13 protein-coding genes are annotated in these 19,674 nt (G+C 49.0%); 1 reads left to right on the top strand and 12 read right to left on the bottom strand.

Translation table 11 applies throughout. The features are described from left to right. Positions 1-9 precede the first annotated feature (9 nt). The 12 genes from truB to ileS form a co-directional block, all read right to left on the bottom strand. Positions 10-951: a tRNA pseudouridine(55) synthase TruB gene (truB, locus tag RWJ43_RS00700; RefSeq protein ID WP_314006722.1), complete on the bottom strand. Its 942-nt coding sequence runs from the start codon at positions 949-951 to the stop codon at positions 10-12. Continuing rightward, entirely contained in the window at positions 952-1,971 is a 1,020-nt protein-coding gene (locus RWJ43_RS00705; RefSeq protein WP_314006723.1) for a bifunctional oligoribonuclease/PAP phosphatase NrnA, read from the bottom strand. 4 nt (positions 1,972-1,975) lie between these two features. Continuing rightward, positions 1,976-2,386, bottom strand: coding sequence for a 30S ribosome-binding factor RbfA (gene rbfA, locus RWJ43_RS00710; RefSeq protein ID WP_313993229.1), 411 nt, complete (start codon positions 2,384-2,386; stop codon positions 1,976-1,978). 11 nt (positions 2,387-2,397) lie between these two features. Then, positions 2,398-5,037 carry a translation initiation factor IF-2 gene (gene infB / locus RWJ43_RS00715; protein ID WP_314006724.1) on the bottom strand — a complete coding sequence of 880 codons (2,640 nt, stop codon included), beginning with the start codon at positions 5,035-5,037 and terminating at the stop codon, positions 2,398-2,400. A 43-nt stretch (positions 5,038-5,080) separates the two neighbouring features. Then, a complete protein-coding gene (gene nusA, locus RWJ43_RS00720) occupies positions 5,081-6,322 on the bottom strand; it encodes a transcription termination factor NusA (protein ID WP_035427693.1) in 1,242 nt (413 codons plus the stop codon). Positions 6,323-6,338: 16 nt separating this feature from the next. Continuing rightward, complete coding sequence (rimP, locus tag RWJ43_RS00725; protein ID WP_314006725.1) at positions 6,339-6,833, bottom strand: ribosome maturation factor RimP; 495 nt, start codon at positions 6,831-6,833, stop codon at positions 6,339-6,341. A 124-nt stretch (positions 6,834-6,957) separates the two neighbouring features. Then, positions 6,958-9,531: a leucine--tRNA ligase gene (gene leuS / locus RWJ43_RS00730; RefSeq protein ID WP_314006726.1), complete on the bottom strand. Its 2,574-nt coding sequence runs from the start codon at positions 9,529-9,531 to the stop codon at positions 6,958-6,960. 75 nt (positions 9,532-9,606) lie between these two features. Continuing rightward, a complete protein-coding gene (locus tag RWJ43_RS00735) occupies positions 9,607-11,130 on the bottom strand; it encodes an IMP dehydrogenase (RefSeq protein ID WP_314006727.1) in 1,524 nt (507 codons plus the stop codon). A gap of 75 nt (positions 11,131-11,205) precedes the next feature. Further along, on the bottom strand, positions 11,206-12,513 hold the full coding sequence (locus RWJ43_RS00740; protein ID WP_035430915.1) for a glycosyltransferase family 2 protein: 1,308 nt from the start codon (positions 12,511-12,513) through the stop codon (positions 11,206-11,208). A 107-nt stretch (positions 12,514-12,620) separates the two neighbouring features. Next, a complete protein-coding gene (locus RWJ43_RS00745; protein WP_314006728.1) occupies positions 12,621-13,640 on the bottom strand; it encodes an RluA family pseudouridine synthase in 1,020 nt (339 codons plus the stop codon). Next, complete coding sequence (lspA, locus tag RWJ43_RS00750) at positions 13,633-14,151, bottom strand: signal peptidase II (RefSeq protein ID WP_314006729.1); 519 nt, start codon at positions 14,149-14,151, stop codon at positions 13,633-13,635. The genes RWJ43_RS00745 and lspA overlap by 8 nt, the downstream gene beginning before the upstream one ends. Further along, the gene (gene ileS / locus RWJ43_RS00755; protein WP_314006730.1) at positions 14,152-16,950 is read right to left on the bottom strand and encodes an isoleucine--tRNA ligase; all 2,799 of its coding nucleotides are present in this window, start codon (positions 16,948-16,950) and stop codon (positions 14,152-14,154) included. Positions 16,951-17,416: 466 nt separating this feature from the next. Between ileS and ftsH the strand changes: the two genes are divergently transcribed. Then, on the top strand, positions 17,417-19,351 hold the full coding sequence (gene ftsH, locus RWJ43_RS00760) for an ATP-dependent zinc metalloprotease FtsH (RefSeq protein ID WP_314006731.1): 1,935 nt from the start codon (positions 17,417-17,419) through the stop codon (positions 19,349-19,351). The last annotated feature ends 323 nt before the right edge of the window (positions 19,352-19,674 follow it).

The following is a 19,674-nucleotide window of genomic DNA, read 5'->3' on the forward strand; positions in this document are numbered from 1 at the left end:
CGTGCATCCTTACTTACACAAAATACCTTGAGAGAAGTTAGTCTGGCAGACAAGGCAGGAACCCTGCCTTGACCAAATTCCTACGAGAGCTTCATTCCACACAAGACTGACCAGCGAGTTATGAGCAATCTCAGAGAGATCTTCCGGAATACCAAAACGTTTTCCAACCTCAACACACTTGTATTCTGCCGCAGCCAACCTGTGCACAGGGTATCCAAGAACCTCAATTGGATTGAGGCGTTTAGCTTCAAGTACCTGAGCTGGGCTTTGTTCAAGCTCTTCTAATAAAGCGCAGCTACCAAGCGTGATTGGACCAGAGAAGGTCCTTCTCAGGCCACTAATATGAGCCTCTGTTCCAAGAGACTGACCAAGGTCTCGAGCAATACTTCTAATGTAGGTGCCTTTTGAAACGTCAAACGCAACCGTCCATACCAGTGATTCATCCGTAGTAGAAGGTTTGCGCACTGCCAAAAGAGTAACGTCGTAAATAGAGACTCTACGAGCTGCGAGCTCTGGCGTCTTACCTTCACGAACAAGCTGATATGCACGTTTGCCATCAACTGAGATTGCAGAAACTGCAGGTGGAAGCTGGTCTACCGTACCCACCAGCTTTGCGCATGCAGCACGAGCAACCTCTTCATCATAGAGACTTTCTGGAACAGGTGCAGTAGCTACGACCTGACCGTCTGCATCATCGGTTGAGGTACGAGCCCCAAACGAAATGTCGGCCACATATCCCTTGCGGTCAAGCGTCAGAAGGCCCAAAAGCTTTGTAGCAAGTCCAATACCCACTACCAGCACGCCACTTGCATTAGGATCCAAAGTGCCTGCATGTCCCACGCGTTTCTCGCCAAATGCACGGCGAACGCGAGAAACCACGTCATGGCTGGTCAGCCCAAGCGGTTTGTCAACAGCAATAAGTGCGTTAATTCCACTAGCTCCTCGCTTCACCTATGACTCCTTGTCAAGCGCGAGAAGATCAATAAGCAGAGGAACTATCTGGGTGAATACGTCGTCAATGGTACCTTCAGCGGTAAAGCCTGCAGCTGCAGTGTGTCCGCCGCCACCCATTTGACGAGCTACGCCAGAAATATCTAGCTGAGATTTGGAACGCAGATTGCCACGAACTTTTCCGCCGTCAACCTCTTTGAGGAAGAGAGCAATTTCTGGTCCCTCAACGCAGCGCACAATGTCTACCAGGCCATCCATCTCTGCTAGAGGAACACCTGATGCAGAAAGATCTGCGGCAGTAACGTAGCTGTAGGCAACACGTCCCTCACCAAAGGTACGAATGCGTCCCATAACCTTTGCGGCAAGATGAAGATAGGCCAAACGATCACTCTGGTAGACATGAAGTGCAATCTGAGATGGAGAAGCACCTGCTTCCACCAGCAAACTTGCTACCTCAAAAGCCTCGCCGTCAGCGTTTTGGTACTGGAAACGACCAGTATCAGTTACCAGCGCACACATAAGACATTGCGCCTCAGATGGAATAAGTTCTGCGCCTAAATGACAGGCAAACTCGGTGATAATGACGCCAGTTGCCGCCGCATCAGGACGCACAAGTCCTGCATTCCAATAAACATTGTTATAAGGGTGATGGTCAAGAACTGCTACCGTCTTGGAGCGCTCCATCAGCGCTTCTGCATCAGCCAAACGACCTGCAGTAGAAAGATCTACGCAGATAAAAAGATCTGGAGTTCCCTCGTACTTATTTGCAGGCACAAAGCTCTCAGTACCATCAAGAAACTTGTATATACGTGGTACTTCCCCATCAGCATCTGCCAAAAGATTAGTGACAGTTTTGCTAGGCCATCTTCTCTGAATAATGGAAGAAAGTGCTAATCCAGAGCCAATAGCATCTCCGTCAGGAGAAGTATGTGCGCAAACGACGATTGACGAGGCCTGCTCAATCAGAGCTATAACCTCGTCAAACTCTGGACGACTGACTTTTGTATTCAGTGACGTCACTTACTTACGCCTCCTCGTCAGAATTCTCTTCATCAGAAGCTAGAGGGTATCCAAACTCGTCTTTCTCAACACCCAGCGTTGGTGGAACAACCTCAAGGGCTTGAGCAATACGCTCAGCCTCATCGGTGGTTGTATCAATTTTGAAATCAAGCTCAGGGGTTACACGCCAGTTCAGCGCATGGCCCAAAAGCGAGCGAATCCTACCCTTAGCACGCTTAAGAGCTGCAAGGACCTTATCGTAGCGATCAGGCTCACAGCTTACATAGGCGCGCATAAAGGACTTATCAACCGAGACCTCGCAGCTTGTGATAGTCACAAGCTGGAGATCAGGGTCGGAAATTTCAAACAAAAGGATCCAGCTGAGCTTTTCTCGAGCAATCTCATTAGTACGACGAGAAAACTGATTCTGTTTCATGCTGTCCCTTCTTACTCGGTACGAGCCACCTGCTCAATGCGATAGCCCTCGAGCTGGTCGCCAGGCTTGATGTCCTGGAAGTTCTCAAGACCAATACCGCATTCATAGCCGGATTTAACGCTCTTAACGTCGTCTTTGAAGCGCCTGAGCGATGCAATCTTTCCATCGTAGACAACAAAGCCGTCACGGATGAGGCGGATGTTATCGTCGCGGGAAATCTCACCCTCAGAAATCATGCAGCCGGCAGCAATACCAACCTTAGGTACCTTGAAGGTATCGCGAACTTCAGCAACGCCGGTCTGGACTTCCTGCTCAGTTGGCTTAAGCATACCAATACGAGCTGCGTCAATCTCTTCGATTGCCTTGTAGATGACGCTATACGTTCTAATCTCAACGCCTACGCGCTCTGCAGCAAGCTTAGCCTTTGCATCTGGACGGACGCCAAAGCCAATGATAATTGCGTTGGATGCGTCAGCGAGAACAACGTCTGTCTCGGTAATGCCACCAACAGCAGAGTGGATGGTGCTGATACGAACCTCGGACTGATCCATCTTGTCCAGAGAATCCTGGAGAGCCTCGATGGAGCCCTGAACGTCAGCTTTGATGATGAGGTTGAGCTCCTTGACGTCACGGTCAGCCATGGTGTCAAAGAGGTTCTCGAGGGTAACGTGCTTAACACGGTTCTGCTCTTCAATACGAGCCTTAAGGGCGCGCTGATCAGCAAGCTCACGAGCGTCGCGCTCCTCCTGGAAGACGCGGAACTCATCACCTGCGCCAGGAACGGTTTGCAGACCAAGAATCTCAACTGCATCAGAAGGACCAGCGGTAGTAACTGAGTTGCCCTTAGGATCAAGCATTGCACGGACGCGACCAAATGCCATACCGGCAACAAGAGCGTCACCGATGTGGAGTGTGCCGCGTGTAACCAAAACAGTAGCAACAGAGCCGCGACCACGGTCAAGCTTAGCTTCAAGAACGTTACCAGACGCAAAGGTATCTGGGTTAGCCTTTAGCTCAAGGACATCTGCCTGCAAAAGAATGGTCTCGAGAAGATCGTCGATGCCCAGATTCTGCTTAGCGGAGATATCAACAAACATGTTCTGTCCGCCCCACTCCTCAGGAATAACACCATACTCGGTGAGCTCCTGACGAACGCGGGTAGGATCTGCGCCTGGCTTATCAATCTTGTTGACTGCAACAACAATTGGAACGCCAGCAGCCTTTGCGTGGTTAATAGACTCAATGGTCTGAGGCATAACGCCGTCGTCTGCAGCAACAATCAGAATGACAATATCGGTGACCTTTGCACCACGAGCACGCATGGCGGTAAAGGTCTCGTGACCTGGAGTATCGATGAAGGTAATCTCACGGCCGTTAATAGTAACCTGAGAAGCACCGATTGCCTGAGTAATGCCGCCAGCCTCGCCAGCTGCAACGCCAGTGTGACGGATTGCGTCCAGAAGCGATGTCTTACCGTGGTCAACGTGACCCATGACGGTAACTACTGGAGGACGTGGCTTCAAGTCCTTAGGATCATCGTAGAAGGTGAAGGAATTCTCCTCCTCCTTGGACATAATCTTAATCTGGCGACCAAGGTCATCAGCAACAATCTCAATAAGCTCATCAGACATAGTCTCTGTAAGCGTCAAAGGATTGCCAAGCAGGAACAGGCGCTTAATGATGTCATTTGCAGGAACACCAAGAAGTTCAGCAAGTTCAGAGACAGTAGAACCCTGAGGGACCTTTACGGTATCAAGCTGGGAAATATCCTGGTCGTTTGCAAGTGCTTCCTCAATACGCTGCTCCATAGCAGCCTCTGCAGCCTGCTTCTGACGACGCTCTTTACGCTTTTTACGGCGGCCAGTGGACTCACGGCTTGCCTCTTCAATAGCAACGCGAGCCTCATCTAAAACGCGGCTTCTGTTGTAAGCCTCAGCCTCACGTGCCATGCGGCTATAACGATCTTCTCCGTCATCTCCGCCACGACGGTTCTTCTTGCGCTTACCGTTTGGACGCTCATCAGACATGGAGGCGTCATCGCGCTCATTCTTGAAGTTATGACGAGAAGGAGCACCACTTGCATCGCTTGCATTAGCGCGAGCGTGGTTTCTAGGTCCCTTCTCAGCCTTCTTCTGAGCAGCGGACTCCGCTGCCTGCTGCTTCAATACCTCTTCCTGCTGAGCAATCTGGTCAAGCAGGTTGTTGAAGGAAGGAGCAGCCTTAGGAGCGGTATCCTTTACGCGATTACGCTCGGCCTCTTCAGCCTCAAGACGCTTCTTCTCCTCCTCAGCGCGGCGGCGCTCCTCTTCTTTCTTACGAGCAGCCTCCTCTTTTGCGCGCTTCTTCTCTTCTTCAGCGCGCTCAGCTTCACGCCTTGCCTCTGCAGCAAGTCGCTCAGCCTCTGCTGCCTCTGCAGCAGCCTTTGCCTCCCTGGCAGCAGCCTCTTCCTCAGCAGCCTTCTGAGCTGCGATTTCAGCGGCACGAGCCTCCATAATAGGCTGGAGTTTCTTACGAACAATAGAGATATATGCATCTTCAAGCGTAGAAGAAGCGGACTTTGCAGGAATCTTCATGTCCGCAAGGTGCTCGAGCAATTCCTTGCTCTGCATACCATATTCTTTGGCAAGGTCATGTACACGCATTTTTGCCATATATGAAAACCTTCCGGTTGACGGGATAGTTACAGGTAGTTGACTAGATTAGTGAGTCTGGATCAGAAGAAATCTCTGCATTCTCCATGTCATCATGAATGCCACAGAAATCAGAACCAGGTCTTGCCATATTGCGGCAAGGAGTTCCGTTAGGGCTCACATACTTACAACGATGAGCAATCTCTTCCTCGTCAACAGTCTCTTCAACAACCTCAGGAAGGTTGTTCAAAATGCTTGCAGCAAGGGATTCGTTCTTGATGTCAATGTGAAGACCAGTTAGGCGAGCAGCAAGGCGAGCATTCTGGCCCTCTTTACCAATTGCCAAAGACAGCTGGTCATCAGGAACAATAACAGTTGCGTGTCCCGTAGCGCCATCAACAATAACGCGAGAAACGCGTGCAGGTGAAAGTGCAGACGCAACGCAACGAGCGGCGTCATCAAACCAAGGCACAACGTCAACGCGCTCTCCACGGAGCTCAGAAACTACGGTGCGAACACGGCTGCCCTTAGGACCAACGCAAGCACCAACTGGATCAAGGCGCTCGTCAACGGAAGAAACAGCAATCTTGGAACGAACGCCTGCCTCACGAGCAATAGAGCGGATGCTTACAACACCGTCATAAACCTCTGGAACCTCAAGCTCAAAGAGACGACGGATAAGATCTGGATGGGTACGAGAAACAACAATTGGTGGACGCTGACGCTCACCACGAACTGCTGGCTGAGTTGCATTAGGATCGCGAACGTCTACGATAATTGCCTTAATGCGCTGGTTGTGAAGGTAACGCTCGCCTGCTGGACGCTCATCGCGCTCATCAGGGAAACGGCGCTGATCAAAGTGTGGAAGCTCTGCCTCAACACCCTCACGAATCTTAATGATGGTGAAATCAGGAGTGGACTGAAGAACAGTACCTGTGATGATGTCACCAATACGGCCACGGAACTCATCATAAATCTGAGCACGAGCGGCATTGCGCACAAGGGTCTTAATCTCTGCCTTAGCATGCTGTGCAGCAATACGACTGGTATCTGGAGGAGTTACGTCTACCTCGTCAAACTCGGTGTACTCACCAGTCTCCTCATCTGGCTCACCCTTAGGGACAAGCTCGTAGACGTAGACACGGCCAGTTGCCCTATCAATGGTGACACGAGCGCCAAAATCAAGATGGAGGACGTCAGCATAGCTTTTTGCCAAAGACTGCTCCAAACGGTCCAGAAGATACAACTCATCGATGTGCTTCTCCTGGCAAAGCAACATCAAAGCTTCCATCATTTCAGATGCCATGAATAATCCTCTCTATCTACTTCTTGGCTGAGGCCGAGAAATCAAAAACTGGTTTAATAACGCACTTCTTTAACTCAGACAAATCAACAGTACAGACCTCATCTTCTGTCTGGATTGAGATAGTTGTACCCTCAATGCCCAAGAGTTTGCCGGTAAATTTACGGCGTCCCTCTGTGGCGGTAGTCTGAAGCTGAATCTCTTCTCCTGCAAAGCGCTCAAAGTCTTTTGCACGGCGAAGCGGACGAGCCATTCCTGGAGAAGAAACCTCCAAGGTAAATGATGCTGGGAATGGATCAAGCTCATCTATGGTCTCTGAGATCCATGATGTTTCTTGAGCAACTTCATCAAGAGAAATGGTCTCTGCTGCCTCATCATCATGGTCAATTCTTACTCTGACCACAGGATACTTAGAAGAACCAACAATCTCAACATCAACAATATCAATGTGGTGATTGAGTGCAGCCTGCTCTAGTGCGGACAAGATTTTCTGTGTTGCACCTTCGTTTTGCATTTGACCTCCTCATCTACATACAGAAAGGAAGCGGGGTCAAAACTCAACCCCACTTCCAACTAATAACAACTACGTTTAGAGATATCTTACGAGATAAAGGGCTTCTCGTCAAGTGTTTTTGCTGTTAGGCAACGATATTCACAAGTCGACCCTTAACAACAATGACTTTTCTAATCTCTTTACCCTCAAGCTGATCGGCAATTGCTTCAGTTGCAGCTGCAGTGAGCTCTTCCTCAGAAGCATCGGCAGCAACCTCAATGCGAGCGCGGACCTTACCCTTAAGCTGAACAGCAATTTCAACGGTATTGCTCTTTGCCTGCTCTGGGTCAAACTCTGGCCAAGGCTGGTGATAGACAGGCGTGTCTTTACCCAGAGCCTCGTGGCTGAGCTCCTCAGCCCAGTGAGGAATAATTGGAGCCAGCATGGCAACAACATCATTTGCAACCTTGTAGCAAAGTGCAGCATCTCTAGACTCTGCAGGAACCTCGTTGATATAGGCGCTTGCCGCATTAACCAGCTCCATGACTGCAGAAATAGCAGTGTTGAACTGACCCTTGTCAAACTCAGTGGTGCAGCGGATTCCCATAGCATTGAGGACGCGGTTGAGCTCAAGCGACTTTGCATCCAAAGCTGTGTGGTCGAGTACGGCAGAAGCATCAGCGGTGCGAGAGAGTTCCCAAACCACACGCCAAGCACGCTTGATAAAGCGGTTTGCACCTGCAACGACCTTCTCGTCCCAGTCAAAATCCTTCTCTGGTGGAGCAACAAAGAGAATGGCAAGACGCATTGTATCTGCACCGTAAGGCTCAATGACAGAACTTGGAGGAACCACGTTACCCTTTGACTTTGACATGGTGTCGCCATGCTCATCCTTGACCATGCCCTGGGTCATCAGGTTCTTAAATGGCTCGTCAATAGCAATCATGCCCAGGTCACGAAGGACCTTAGTAAAGAAACGAGAATACAGAAGGTGCAGAATTGCGTGCTCAATGCCACCAATGTAGTTATCTACCGGCATCCAGCGGTCCACTGACTCCTTAGAAAAAGGAAGCTCGGTGTTGTGTGGATCGCAGTAGCGCAGATAATACCAGCTAGAGCAGGTAAAAGTGTCCATGGTATCAGTGATACGCTTGGCGGGCTTGCCGCACTGAGGACAGGTGATCTCTACAAACTCCTTGCACTCAGCAAGAGTATCTCCTGCTGCCAGGTCAAGATTGTCTGGAAGCGTAACAGGGAGCTGATCATAAGGAACTGGGACGTCACCACAGCAATCGCAATGAATCATTGGAATTGGATTGCCCCAGTAACGCTGCCTTGAGATGAGCCAGTCACGAAGGCGGAACTGAACAGTTCTACGTCCAACGTTGTGCTCGGTCAGATAGGCAACAACTGCCTCTTCTGCCTCGGAATGCTTACCGCCACGAAGTCCAGTGAAAGGACCAGACTGAACAAGAATACCAACGGTATCCATTGGACCGTCCCAGTCAACGGAAGTTACCTTGTACTCGGAAACTCCCTTGAGCTCCTCGTAAATATCAGTTCCCTCTTCGCAAATAATAGGAACAATAGGCAGGTCATACTTCTTAGCAAAGTCAAAGTCGCGCTTATCGCCTGATGGAACACCCATAACGGCGCCAGTACCATAGTCGAGAAGGACGTAGTCAGCAACCCAAATTGGTACGGTCTGTCCGGTGACAGGGTTAATTGCGTAACGACCAGTGAATACACCGTGTTTCTCGCGGTCTGTACCCTGACGATCAATGGAAGAAACCTTTACGGCCTCCTCGTGAAGAGTGTCAAAGGCAGCCTTGTACTCTGAATCCCCTACCAGCTCAGCAGCAAGCTTGGACTCTGGTGGAAGAAGCATGAAGGTGCAGCCATAGATGGTATCTGCACGAGTGGTAAATACAGTCATCTTGGTATCGGTTGGCGTAACACCATCGGTATCTGCCAGGGTAAAGTCAATTTCTGCACCCTCGGAGCGACCAATCCAGTTTGCCTGCATGGCACGAACACGCTCTGGCCAGCCCTCAAGCTGGTCAAGGTCATCAAGAAGCTCCTGCGCGTAATCAGTGATGCGCAGGTACCACTGAGAGAGTTCACGCTTCTCTGGAACCGCACCACAGCGCCAGCACTTACCGTTAACTACCTGCTCGTTTGCAAGAACAGTTTTATCGTTAGGACACCAGTTAACAGGGCTTGTTGCACGATATACCAGGCCCTTCTCAAGCATCTTGAGGAAGATCCACTGACCCCATTTGTAGTACTCAGGGTCACATGTATTAAACATGCGGTCTTTGTCGTAAGCAAAGCCCATGCGGAACATGGTCTTTACAGCCTGGTCAATATTTTTATGAGTCCACACAGAAGGCTGAGTATTGTGCTTAATAGCAGCGTTTTCTGCAGGAAGACCGAAAGCGTCAAAGCCCATTGGATGCAAAACGTCAAAGCCACGCATACGAGCCTGACGAGCCATAGCATCGCCAATGGTGTAGTTACGAGCATGGCCCATGTGAAGATCGCCCGAAGGATAAGGGAACATCTCTAGAACGTATTTTTTAGGCCTTGAGCTGTCTTCTTCTGTCTTGTAAAGATTCTGCTCTTCCCAGACACGCTGCCACTTAGTTTCAATGGCCTCGGCATCGTAGGCAGGAAAATCACCTGTATCGGATACGTTCTGTACTTCCTCGTTTTCCACGAGTTCCCCTTTCTTATAGCGATGCGTCACCAAGCAAAATACTTGGTGACGCTCGTAGTCCATACATCCTGTGAGTTATGAACGGAAATTGTAGCTGACCTGCTGGTTTGAATCTTTCAGCAAGACGTCGTGTGCGCCGCCCTCAACAATTGAAGTTGAAGAGACAAGTGTAATCTTTGCCTTATCACGGAGTTCTGGAATATCAAGTGCACCACAATTGCACATGGTGGACTTGACCTTCAAAAGCGATGCATCAACGCCATCTTTTAGAGGGCCTGCATATGGAACATAGGAGTCAACGCCCTCAACGAAGGAAAGACCGCGCTTGTTGCCGCCAAGGTCGTAGCGTTGCCAGTTACGAGCACGTGCAGAACCCTCGCCCCAGTATTCCTTCATGTAAGAGCCGTTAACAATAACGCGGTCAGAAGGGCTCTCATCAAAGCGAGCAAAGTAACGGCCAAGCATCATGAAGTCAGAACCCATAGCAAGAGCCAAAGTCATGTGATAGTCATAGACAATTCCACCGTCAGAACAGATTGGAATATAGACGCCAGTCTCCTCAAAGTACTCATCACGAGCGCGAGCAACATCAATAACAGAGGTTGCCTGACCACGACCAATGCCCTTCTGCTCACGAGTGATACAGATAGAACCGCCGCCGATACCAATCTTGATAAAGTCAGCGCCAGCCTCTGCTAAGAAGCGGAAGCCCTCAGCATCTACAACGTTACCTGCGCCAATCTTGACGGAATCACCGTAAGTTGCACGAACCCACTCAAGCGTGCGCTTCTGCCACTCGGAATAACCCTCAGAAGAGTCAATGCATAAAACATCAGCACCAGCCTCAACAAGCAGAGGAACGCGAGTTTCATAGTCACGAGTATTAATACCAGCGCCAACCATGTAGCGCTTAGAGTCATCAAGAAGCTCATCTGGAGCAGACTTGTGGGAATCATAATCCTTGCGGAATACAAGGCTGACCAGGTGACCGTTCTTATCGACAATAGGAAGGGTGTTGAGCTTATTGTCCCAGATAAGGTCATTTGCCTCTTTAAGGGTGGTATCCTCAGCTGCGGTAATAAGCTTATCAGCTGGGGTCATAAACTCAGAAACCAGCTTAGAGCGATCATCGCGAGAAGGGCGATAGTCACGAGAGGTAACAATACCTACGAGCTTACCGCGAGAAGTGCCGTCATCAGTGACAGGCATGGTGGAGTGGCCGGTCTTTTCTTTAAGATCAAGCACGTCACCAAGGGTCATCTCTGGAGTAAGGGTGGAGTCAGAAACAACAAAGCCTGCCTTGTAGCTCTTAACCTCGCGAACCATCTGAGCCTCATTCTCAGCAGACTGAGAGCCATAAATAAAGGCAATGCCACCCTGCTGGGCCAAGGCAATTGCCAGACGAGGACCAGAAACTGACTGCATTACTGCAGACACCATAGGAATGTTGAGCTCAATTGCGCTTTTCTCGCCACGCTTAAACTTTACAAGAGGAGTCTTCAAAGAAACATTTGCAGGGATGTTCTCAGCTGATGAATAGCCAGGAACCAAAAGATACTCAGAAAATGTATGCGATTCGCCTTCGAAGAACTTTGCCATTGTTTTTGGCTCCCTCCTGACCTACCGGTCATGCTCAACGTGTTTTGGCATTGTACCACCAGTGGAGCTAATTATTTAATTTGAACTCCCACTTGAAGCAATAACATCCTCAAAGTTAACAGCAATGTCATGTTTAGTAGGAACCCACTCAACCTTTTTGAACAAAGCCGCAACGGTAATAGGGATATACGTCATCATAAAAATAGGGAACGTGAAGAGATTGGTAAAAATACGCCACTTCTTCTTTACGTGGAAATGCTTGTACTCCGAGATAGTGGTAATAAGCGCCAAAATAAAGAAGACCGCATACATCGAGAAAACCGTCATGACCAAAGATCCCACGCTCATAGCAATCTCTGCGTCAGTAGCAACAAAGCCGTGGCTCAAATAGCCAACCAGCAAGTAGGTGCCATTAATAAAGGCTGAAAGCAGTGTCAAAATCATGCCTGGAGCAATGGTCATCAGCATATCGTATGAAGCAAACTGACCCTTAAAAATACCTTTAAGTAGATCAAAGCCATACGAGAAGAACACCTGATAGAAGCCTTTTGTCCAACGCATGCGCTGTGTCCATGACGCCTTGAAAGTTAAAGGCTGCTCATCAAAAAACTCTGCGGGCGCATAACCGATTTGGATGTTATGAGCACTGCAGAAGGTGGAGAACTGAATATCCTCGGTGAGAGTATGAAAATCCCATCCATGCATACCTTTAATAATGCGAGAAGAAACCATCCAGCCGGAACCAGAAACAGCGCAGCTAGTGCCCATCATCATACGGGCGTTATTCAAGAACTTTGCCTCCCGCATAAACCAGGTGGCATAGGCAGAGCTTACCCAGCTAGAATCAAAATTCTTTGAGTTTCTGTAACTGGTGCAGACAAGATATCCTGCGTCAAAAGCCTGATTCATAATCTTCAAGTAGCTTGGAGAAACCAGGTTATCGGCATCCATGATAATGAAGGCCTCGTATTTGTCACCGTACTCATTAAGAATACGATCAAAACCGTAATCCATAACCCAGCTCTTACCTTTACGAGCAAGGTCATTTCTCTCCCAAGTAATTGCTCCAGCTTTTCTTGCCTCTTCAGCTGTTTTATCAGTACAAGCGTCTGCAACGACAAAGACATCCATTAGCTCTCGAGGATAATCCTGAGAAAGAATAGATCTGACAAGATTGCCAATAACTGGCTCTTCGTTGTGGGCAGCAATAAAGAAAGCGTAGCGGTGCTGCTTTTTTGCCTTTGGAAGCTTTACCTCACCCTTAACTAAGACGCGAAGGATATACACAATCTGATAGAAGTACGCGAGTGTAAAGAAAAGCCAGATAATAAAGTTAAAAACAACAATTGGTGTGATACCGAGTCTGTTAAATTGCAATGGCATATAACATCCCTAAGCTCATATCAACAGCCAAAACTCAAGCTGCACCTACAACAAAATGTAAATCTCACTAATGTATTAGTTTAGCCGAAATAGACCTGAACGTGAAATTAAGCTTTAAACAACTGAGGACAAATCTCATCGCCTACAGAAGTCCTTCCCATAGACATAGTGCTTTGAGAAAGTAGGGCTTCTTGCAGGTCTTTTGGTAGTGTGTCTGCTACCACGATATTCTCGCCCGTGAAAGGGTGCTCAAACTGAACGTGCCAGGAGTGTAAAAACTGTCTGTTAAGACCAAGGTTAAGGCTTGTATCTTTTTTACCGTAGAGCTGATCGCCGACAACAGGATGACCAATGTGTCGCATGTGAACTCTAATCTGGTGTGTGCGACCTGTATAGAGATGGCACTCAAGAAGCGAGTAACCCTCGCCTTTTCTGCCCGCTTCAAAGCGCTCAAGCGTTCTAAAGGTGGTGATGGCCTCTCGTGCGCCAGGCGCGTCTGATACGGTCATTTTGAGACGGTCTCGCGTTGAGCGCGCAATGCCCGTTTCAATAGTGCCAGAATCAAGGGCAACATAGCCTTGCACCAGCACAATGTAGCGTCGGTCAAGCACGCGCAGCCTAATGAGGTCTTGAAGAGCCTTTTGCGCCTCGTCTGACTTTGCTGCCAGCATAAGACCAGAGGTATCCATATCAAGACGATGCACAATACCAGGACGTTCTTCTCCCTGAAGCATTCCTAAGTGCTCGTAGCCACAATGTGCTACCAGCGCATTTGCTAGGGTGTCATCAACGTGGCCAGGCGATGGATGGCAAACAAGGCCAATTTGCTTGGAGAGCACTATGAGGTACTGGTCCTCAAAGCGAATATCAAGGGGAATGTCTGGGTTTGGACGTAAAAGTCCCGTTTGAGGCTCTGCGTCTGGAAGAGACACTAAGAGCCTATCGCCCAACATAAGTTTTTCTGACTTGGAGGTAGCCAGCGTAGCGTTGATGGTTACTCTTCCCTCTTCTACCAGCTTTGCACAGGCACTTCTTGAGGGAAGTGTATCTTGGGCAGAAAGGAACGCATCTAATCTGACGCCGTCCCCTTCTGGTCCAACTAGTATGTCAACGATACGCTCATTCATTGCCACTACCCTGCTGTTGCTTTTTGTCCCAAACCATCCAGTACACAAAAGCAATAAGGATGCCACAAGTTACAAAGATATCCGCCACATTAAACACGGCAAAATTCACAAACGTTGTAGCAAAGAAATCAGTAACTTGACCATACAAAACACGGTCGATAGCGTTACCAATTCCGCCACCTGCGACGCCTCCCAAAAGCGCAATAAGCGGCAGCGGGAGGTTCTTCTCGCGAACTACAAAGCTCACCAAAGCGGCTATGACCACGGCAGTGAGAGCTACAAAAAAGAGGGCGTTTCCAGAGCCCACAGAAAACGCTGCACCGGTGTTACTTACATGGAAGAGCTCCATAACACCAGGAATAAACGGTATTGCAGTTCCCTCTGGAATTGAGGTTCGTACCCAGAGCTTGGTTACCTGGTCAAGCACACAGGCAACAGCGCCCGCCCCGCAGAGAGCTGCAAGACGGGTCACGAGTGTGTGAGTTGTATGTTGCTGCTGGTCAGTGTTCATTTACGCAACAACGTCGTGGCAGCGGTGGCAAAGGTGATCCTCACCAAGCTCGCGATAGTTCCAGCAACGGTCGCAGCGCTCGCCGTTTGCAGGATAGACGCTTACGCTCAGCTCAGAACCTTCGGAGACGGTAACCTCAGAGCAGACAAATGCCTCAGCAAAGTCAAGGCCAGCATGAGAAATGGATGCAGCCTGCTCAGCGGTAAGGGTAACCTCTGCACGAGTAGCCTGCGTGGTCTTCTCTGTAACAACACCTGCCTCAAGAGCGGTCTCGTATGCCTTAGTGTATGCGGCGCGAGCATCAACCAGTACCTGATATGCAGGAAGTAGTGCTGTGTACTCGTCAGTGCTCATAGGAGCCTTATACCAGTCGAGAAGAGCTGCGTACTTCTGGCCGTCACGCATAGACTCTGGCAGGAACTGCATAGCCTCGTCGGTGGTGTAAACCAGAATTGGCTGCAGGTCATGAACAAGCATGGAGAGAATCTCTGCCCAGACGGTCTGAGCGCTACGACGAGTTGCAGAATTTGCAGCATCGCAGTACATACGGTCCTTAGTTGCGTTCAAATAACCGTTGGAAAGCTCAATGATGTAATCGTAGAGGGTACGGAAGACGTTATTGAAGCGATATCCCTCGTAAGCCTCAGTGACTGCAGCATGAACCTCGCACATACGTGCAAGAACAAGGCGGTCGTACTCTTCAAGGTCTGTAACAGCAACTGCATCAGTAGCAGGATCAAACTGGCCCTCGAGCTCGCCAAGAAGGAAGCGCAGGGTGTTTCTGAACCTACGGTATGCATCGCCTACCTGGGAAAGAATAGCATCGTCACAAGGAACGTCAGTTGAAGTGTCAACAGAAGCAACCCAAAGGCGTAGGACGTCTGCGCCACGTTCAGCACAAACGGCATTTGGATCAATGACATTGCCCAGAGACTTACTCATCTTGCGTCCCTGGCCATCAAGCGTAAAGCCCTGTGAGACAACAGACTTGTAAGGAGCAACTCCGTAAGCTCCAACAGAAGTCATAAGAGAACTCATGAACCAACCACGGTGCTGGTCGGAGCCCTCAAGATACATATCAGCTGGGAACTTAAGGTTTGGACGGTGTTTGCAAACAGCAGTGTGAGAAACACCAGAATCCCACCAAACGTCCAGAATATCCTTGTTTGCCTTGAGATTGTGGCCGCCACACTTAGGACAGACGCAAGCGTCTCCTAAATAGGTCTTAGGATCGTCGGTAAACCAAGCATCAGAGCCCTTCTCGCGGAAAAGCTTGATGACAGCGTCAAGTGTCTGGTCATTGATAACGGTTTCGCCGCAATCCTCGCAGGTGAAAGCAGGGATTGGAACACCCCAGTTACGCTGCCTGGAAATGCACCAGTCAGGGCGGCCTTCAACCATAGAACCAATACGCTTTACCGCGTTTGCAGGATAGAACTTAACCTTTGTAAGCTCCTCTGCTGCCTGCTGACGTAGACCAGTCTTATCCATGGAGACAAACCACTGGCTTGTTGCACGGAAGATAACGGGCTCTTTACAACGCCAGCAGTGTGGATAGCTGTGGGTAATCTCTTCTGCAAGAATGAGCGTTCCACGGTCTTTGAGCCACTGAACAATGACAGGGTTAGCCTCATTGACCTCCATACCAGAGAAGGGGCCACCAGTGCCCTGACCGTCACCTTTGAAGAAGTGACCGTCATCATCAACAGGCATAGTCTGTGGAATATCAAAGCGAACACCAGCGTTATAGTCGTCTACGCCATGACCAGGTGCAGAGTGAACAACACCAGTACCGTCGTCAAGGGTAACGTACTCTGCATAGATAAATTTACCAGTGTTACCAAGGTCACCAAAGATTGGCTGCTTATACTCATTGCCTGCAAGCTCAACACCAGTCTTCTTCCAAGTATTACCTTCTGCGTCCTGAGCAAGCTTCCAATCGGTATAACCAAACTTGGTAGCAGCCTTCTCTGCAAGAGCCTCAGCAACAATCTCTATGTGTCCATCAGGAAGCTCAAGAGCAACATAGTTAGCCTCAGGGTGCAGAATAACTGCCTCGTCAGCAGGCATTGTCCATGGAGTTGTAGTCCAGATGTCTACCCAAGTCTTACCTGCGTAAGCCTCAAGACCCTCAGGAACCGTAGTTAGCTCAAAGCGAACAAAGATTGCAGTAGAGGTGACATCGTGATACTCAATCTCTGCCTCAGAAAGAGCTGTGTGGTCATGAGTACACCAGTGAACAGGCTTGGTACCTCTATACACAGAGCCCTTGTCGTAGATTGCCTTGAAGATCTCAACATCAGTTGCGTCGTAATCGTTGACGTAAGTGAGATAAGGGTTATCCCACTCGCCCAGAACACCAAGGCGCTTAAAGCCCTGACGCTGGGTGTCTACCTGCTCAACCGCCATCTTGCGGCAGAGCTCACGGATCTTCTCGGTAGATAACTGATTGAACTTCTCTGTGCCAAGCATCTGCTCAACCTTGTGCTCGATTGGCTGACCATGGCAGTCCCAACCAGGAACATAAGGAGTCTGGAAGCCCTGCATAGCCTTATAGCGGTTGATGATGTCCTTGGAAATCTTATTCTGTGCGTGACCCAGGTGAATTGGACCGTTTGCATAAGGAGGTCCATCATGAAGGACAAACTTGTCATGTCCCTCATTCTTCTTCATCAGGAGCTCATAGACGTTGTTTTGGTCCCAATCAGCCAAACGCTGAGGCTCGTTCTGCGCAAGTGATGCGCGCATAGGAAAGCCTGTGTTTGGCAGGTTGGTGGTCTTTTTGTACTCGTTTGCCATCAAGCACAACCTTTCTGGGCACAAATAAAGCGCCCGTCCCTCACAGCTGGGACGAAGCGCCACAATACACTTCGTTGTAACCACCCAGCGACGGATATGTCCGTTTACTCGGCTGGCCTGTCACGGCGACCATTTCCGGCAGCATCTACTAGTACAAAAACCTGTACGTTTGAACTGCAGCTCCGAGGTGATATTCACACGGACGCAAATGCGGACTTCCACCAACTCCGCTCGCTTGAGATTTGCGCTACCCAGCTACTGTCCTCATCACAGCTTGTGTTAGTAATACTACCACGTCTTGTGCTCATTGAACTAAGTAATACACACGCGTAAACCGTTTTTAACAAATTATGCGGAATCCTAATTTTAAATTTTTATAGAAATAAAAAATGTAGATTGGGTAAAACAAACCTAATATCTAAGTGAGCTCATATCACATTTGAGCCAAACAGGTAAAGGGACGTGTATGGCAGATAACAATAACAAGCACCGTAGATCTATGTCGATGCTACTCTATATTGCAGTAGCCATCTTTGTATATCTCCTGCTTAGCAACACATTATTACCAGGACTTTTGCGTCAACAGGTACAAACTGTCTCGTACAGTGAGTTCCTTAACAAGATTGACAACAATGAAGTCACCAAGGTAGACCTTAATACGGGCAGCAGAAACATTAGGTTTACAACTGGCTCTGGAGATTCCGAGAAGGTCTTTGAGACCACGCAATTCCCTAATGATTCAACACTGGTTCAGACGCTTAGAGACCACAAAGTTGATTTCTCGGCTTCTATTCCTGACAACTCTACAAACATGCTGCTCTATGCCCTTATTCAGTATGGCATCCCTCTTGTTCTCTTCTTGGGCATTGGCTACTTTATCAACCGTTCCCTTAAACGCGCCATGGGTGACGATGGTCCTTCCATGAACTTTGGTGGCGGCTTTGGAGGTCTTGGCGGCAATCTTGGTCGCTCAAGTGCTAAAGAAATTAAGGGAGAAGACACAGGCATTACGTTTAAAGACGTTGCTGGCCAAGAAGAAGCTAAAGAGTCTATGCAAGAGATTGTTAGCTTCCTTAAGACTCCCGATAAGTACAAAGAGATTGGTGCTCGTTGCCCTCGTGGTGCCCTGCTTGTAGGCCCTCCAGGTACTGGTAAGACCCTCATTGCTAAGGCAGTTGCTGGTGAGGCAGGCGTTCCTTTCTTCCAGATTGCCGGCTCTGAGTTTGTTGAGATGTTTGTTGGACGCGGTGCTGCAAAAGTCCGTGACCTCTTCAAGCAAGCAAATGAAAAGGCTCCTTGCATCATCTTTATTGACGAGATTGATGCTGTTGGTAAGCGCCGTGATGCTTCTCTCAACTCCAACGATGAGCGTGAGCAAACCTTAAACCAGCTGCTCTCTGAGATGGACGGCTTTGATAACCACAAGGGCATTGTTGTTCTTGCAGCAACCAACCGCCCTGAGACCTTGGACAAGGCACTTCTGCGTCCTGGCCGTTTTGACCGCCGTATTCCTGTTGAGCTTCCAGACCTTAAGGGTCGTGAGGCAGTTCTTCAGATTCACGCCAATGATGTAAAGATGGAGCCAGGCGTTGACCTCTCTATTATTGCTAAGTCCACACCAGGCGCATCCGGTGCAGACCTTGCAAACATCATCAACGAGGCAGCTCTTCGTGCTGTTCGCTTTGGTCGCCGTCGTGTTACCACCGAAGACCTTGCTGAGTCCGTTGACGTTGTTATTGCCGGCGCAAAGAAGAAGAACACTGTTCTTTCTGAGCACGAGAAGGACGTTGTGGCTTATCACGAGACCGGCCATGCAATTGTTGGTGCCATCCAGAAAAACGATGCTCCTGTTACCAAGATCACCATTGTTCCTCGTACTGGCGGAGCTCTTGGCTTTACCATGCAAGTTGAGGATGACGAGCGTTATCTGATGAGCAAGAGCCAGGCAATGGATGAGATTGCTGTACTCTGTGGTGGACGCGCAGCTGAAGAACTTATCTTTGGCGAGATGACCAATGGCGCTTCCAACGATATTGAGCGTGCAACAGCTATTGCTCGCGCTATGGTCACGCAGTACGGCATGTCTGACAAACTTGGCATGGTTACCCTCAGCCAGCAGCAAAGCCGTTATCTTGGTGGTGGCTCTTCCCTCACCTGCTCTGAAGCAACAGCTGAAGAGATTGATGCTGAGGTTAGGCGTATTGTTGAAGAGGGCCATCAGCGTGCACTTCAGACGCTTAAAGAGAACCGCTTTAAGCTGCATGAGATTGCTCACTACCTGCAGAAGAAGGAAACTATCACCGGCGAGGAGTTCATGAATATCCTCAAGCGCGAGAATACCTTTGCACCAGTAGTTGAGAACACCAATGAGGAAGGTTCCTCTACCTCTTCAGCAGAGTAACTTTGTCTCATAAGTAAAATTAAACGGCCGCCTATTCTGAACTGCCTCCCATTTCTTGGACATAAGAAATGGGAGGCAGTTCATATGCGGGTGATTATGATTCTGCAGCGTGTTAGCGTAGGCTTTTAGGCCTGGCCCACAAAATAGTTCAGTTTGGTAGGTCTCGCTGAAGAATCGACATGTTCTTAATCAAGATAGCCAGGCAGCTAGGCGGTCACACTGCCTGATATGCATTTCTATGCATAAACTTCATCTAATATGCTTAAACATGAATAGACTTATATAAGAAATTTAACTATCGATAAATTCTGTATCTACGGAAC

It is taken from the genome of Lancefieldella parvula, from assembly GCF_963530955.1.
Lineage (GTDB): Bacteria > Actinomycetota > Coriobacteriia > Coriobacteriales > Atopobiaceae > Lancefieldella > Lancefieldella parvula_A.

Coding starts and splice junctions, on each gene's coding strand:
- rbfA (WP_313993229.1), bottom strand. CDS start 2,386: ATGAAACAGAATCAGTTTTCTCGTCGTACTAATGAGATTGCTCGAGAA.
- infB (WP_314006724.1), bottom strand. CDS start 5,037: ATGGCAAAAATGCGTGTACATGACCTTGCCAAAGAATATGGTATGCAG.
- nusA (WP_035427693.1), bottom strand. CDS start 6,322: ATGGCATCTGAAATGATGGAAGCTTTGATGTTGCTTTGCCAGGAGAAG.
- rimP (WP_314006725.1), bottom strand. CDS start 6,833: ATGCAAAACGAAGGTGCAACACAGAAAATCTTGTCCGCACTAGAGCAG.
- RWJ43_RS00735 (WP_314006727.1), bottom strand. CDS start 11,130: ATGGCAAAGTTCTTCGAAGGCGAATCGCATACATTTTCTGAGTATCTT.
- RWJ43_RS00740 (WP_035430915.1), bottom strand. CDS start 12,513: ATGCCATTGCAATTTAACAGACTCGGTATCACACCAATTGTTGTTTTT.
- RWJ43_RS00745 (WP_314006728.1), bottom strand. CDS start 13,640: ATGAATGAGCGTATCGTTGACATACTAGTTGGACCAGAAGGGGACGGC.
- lspA (WP_314006729.1), bottom strand. CDS start 14,151: ATGAACACTGACCAGCAGCAACATACAACTCACACACTCGTGACCCGT.
- ileS (WP_314006730.1), bottom strand. CDS start 16,950: ATGGCAAACGAGTACAAAAAGACCACCAACCTGCCAAACACAGGCTTT.
- ftsH (WP_314006731.1), top strand. CDS start 17,417: ATGGCAGATAACAATAACAAGCACCGTAGATCTATGTCGATGCTACTC.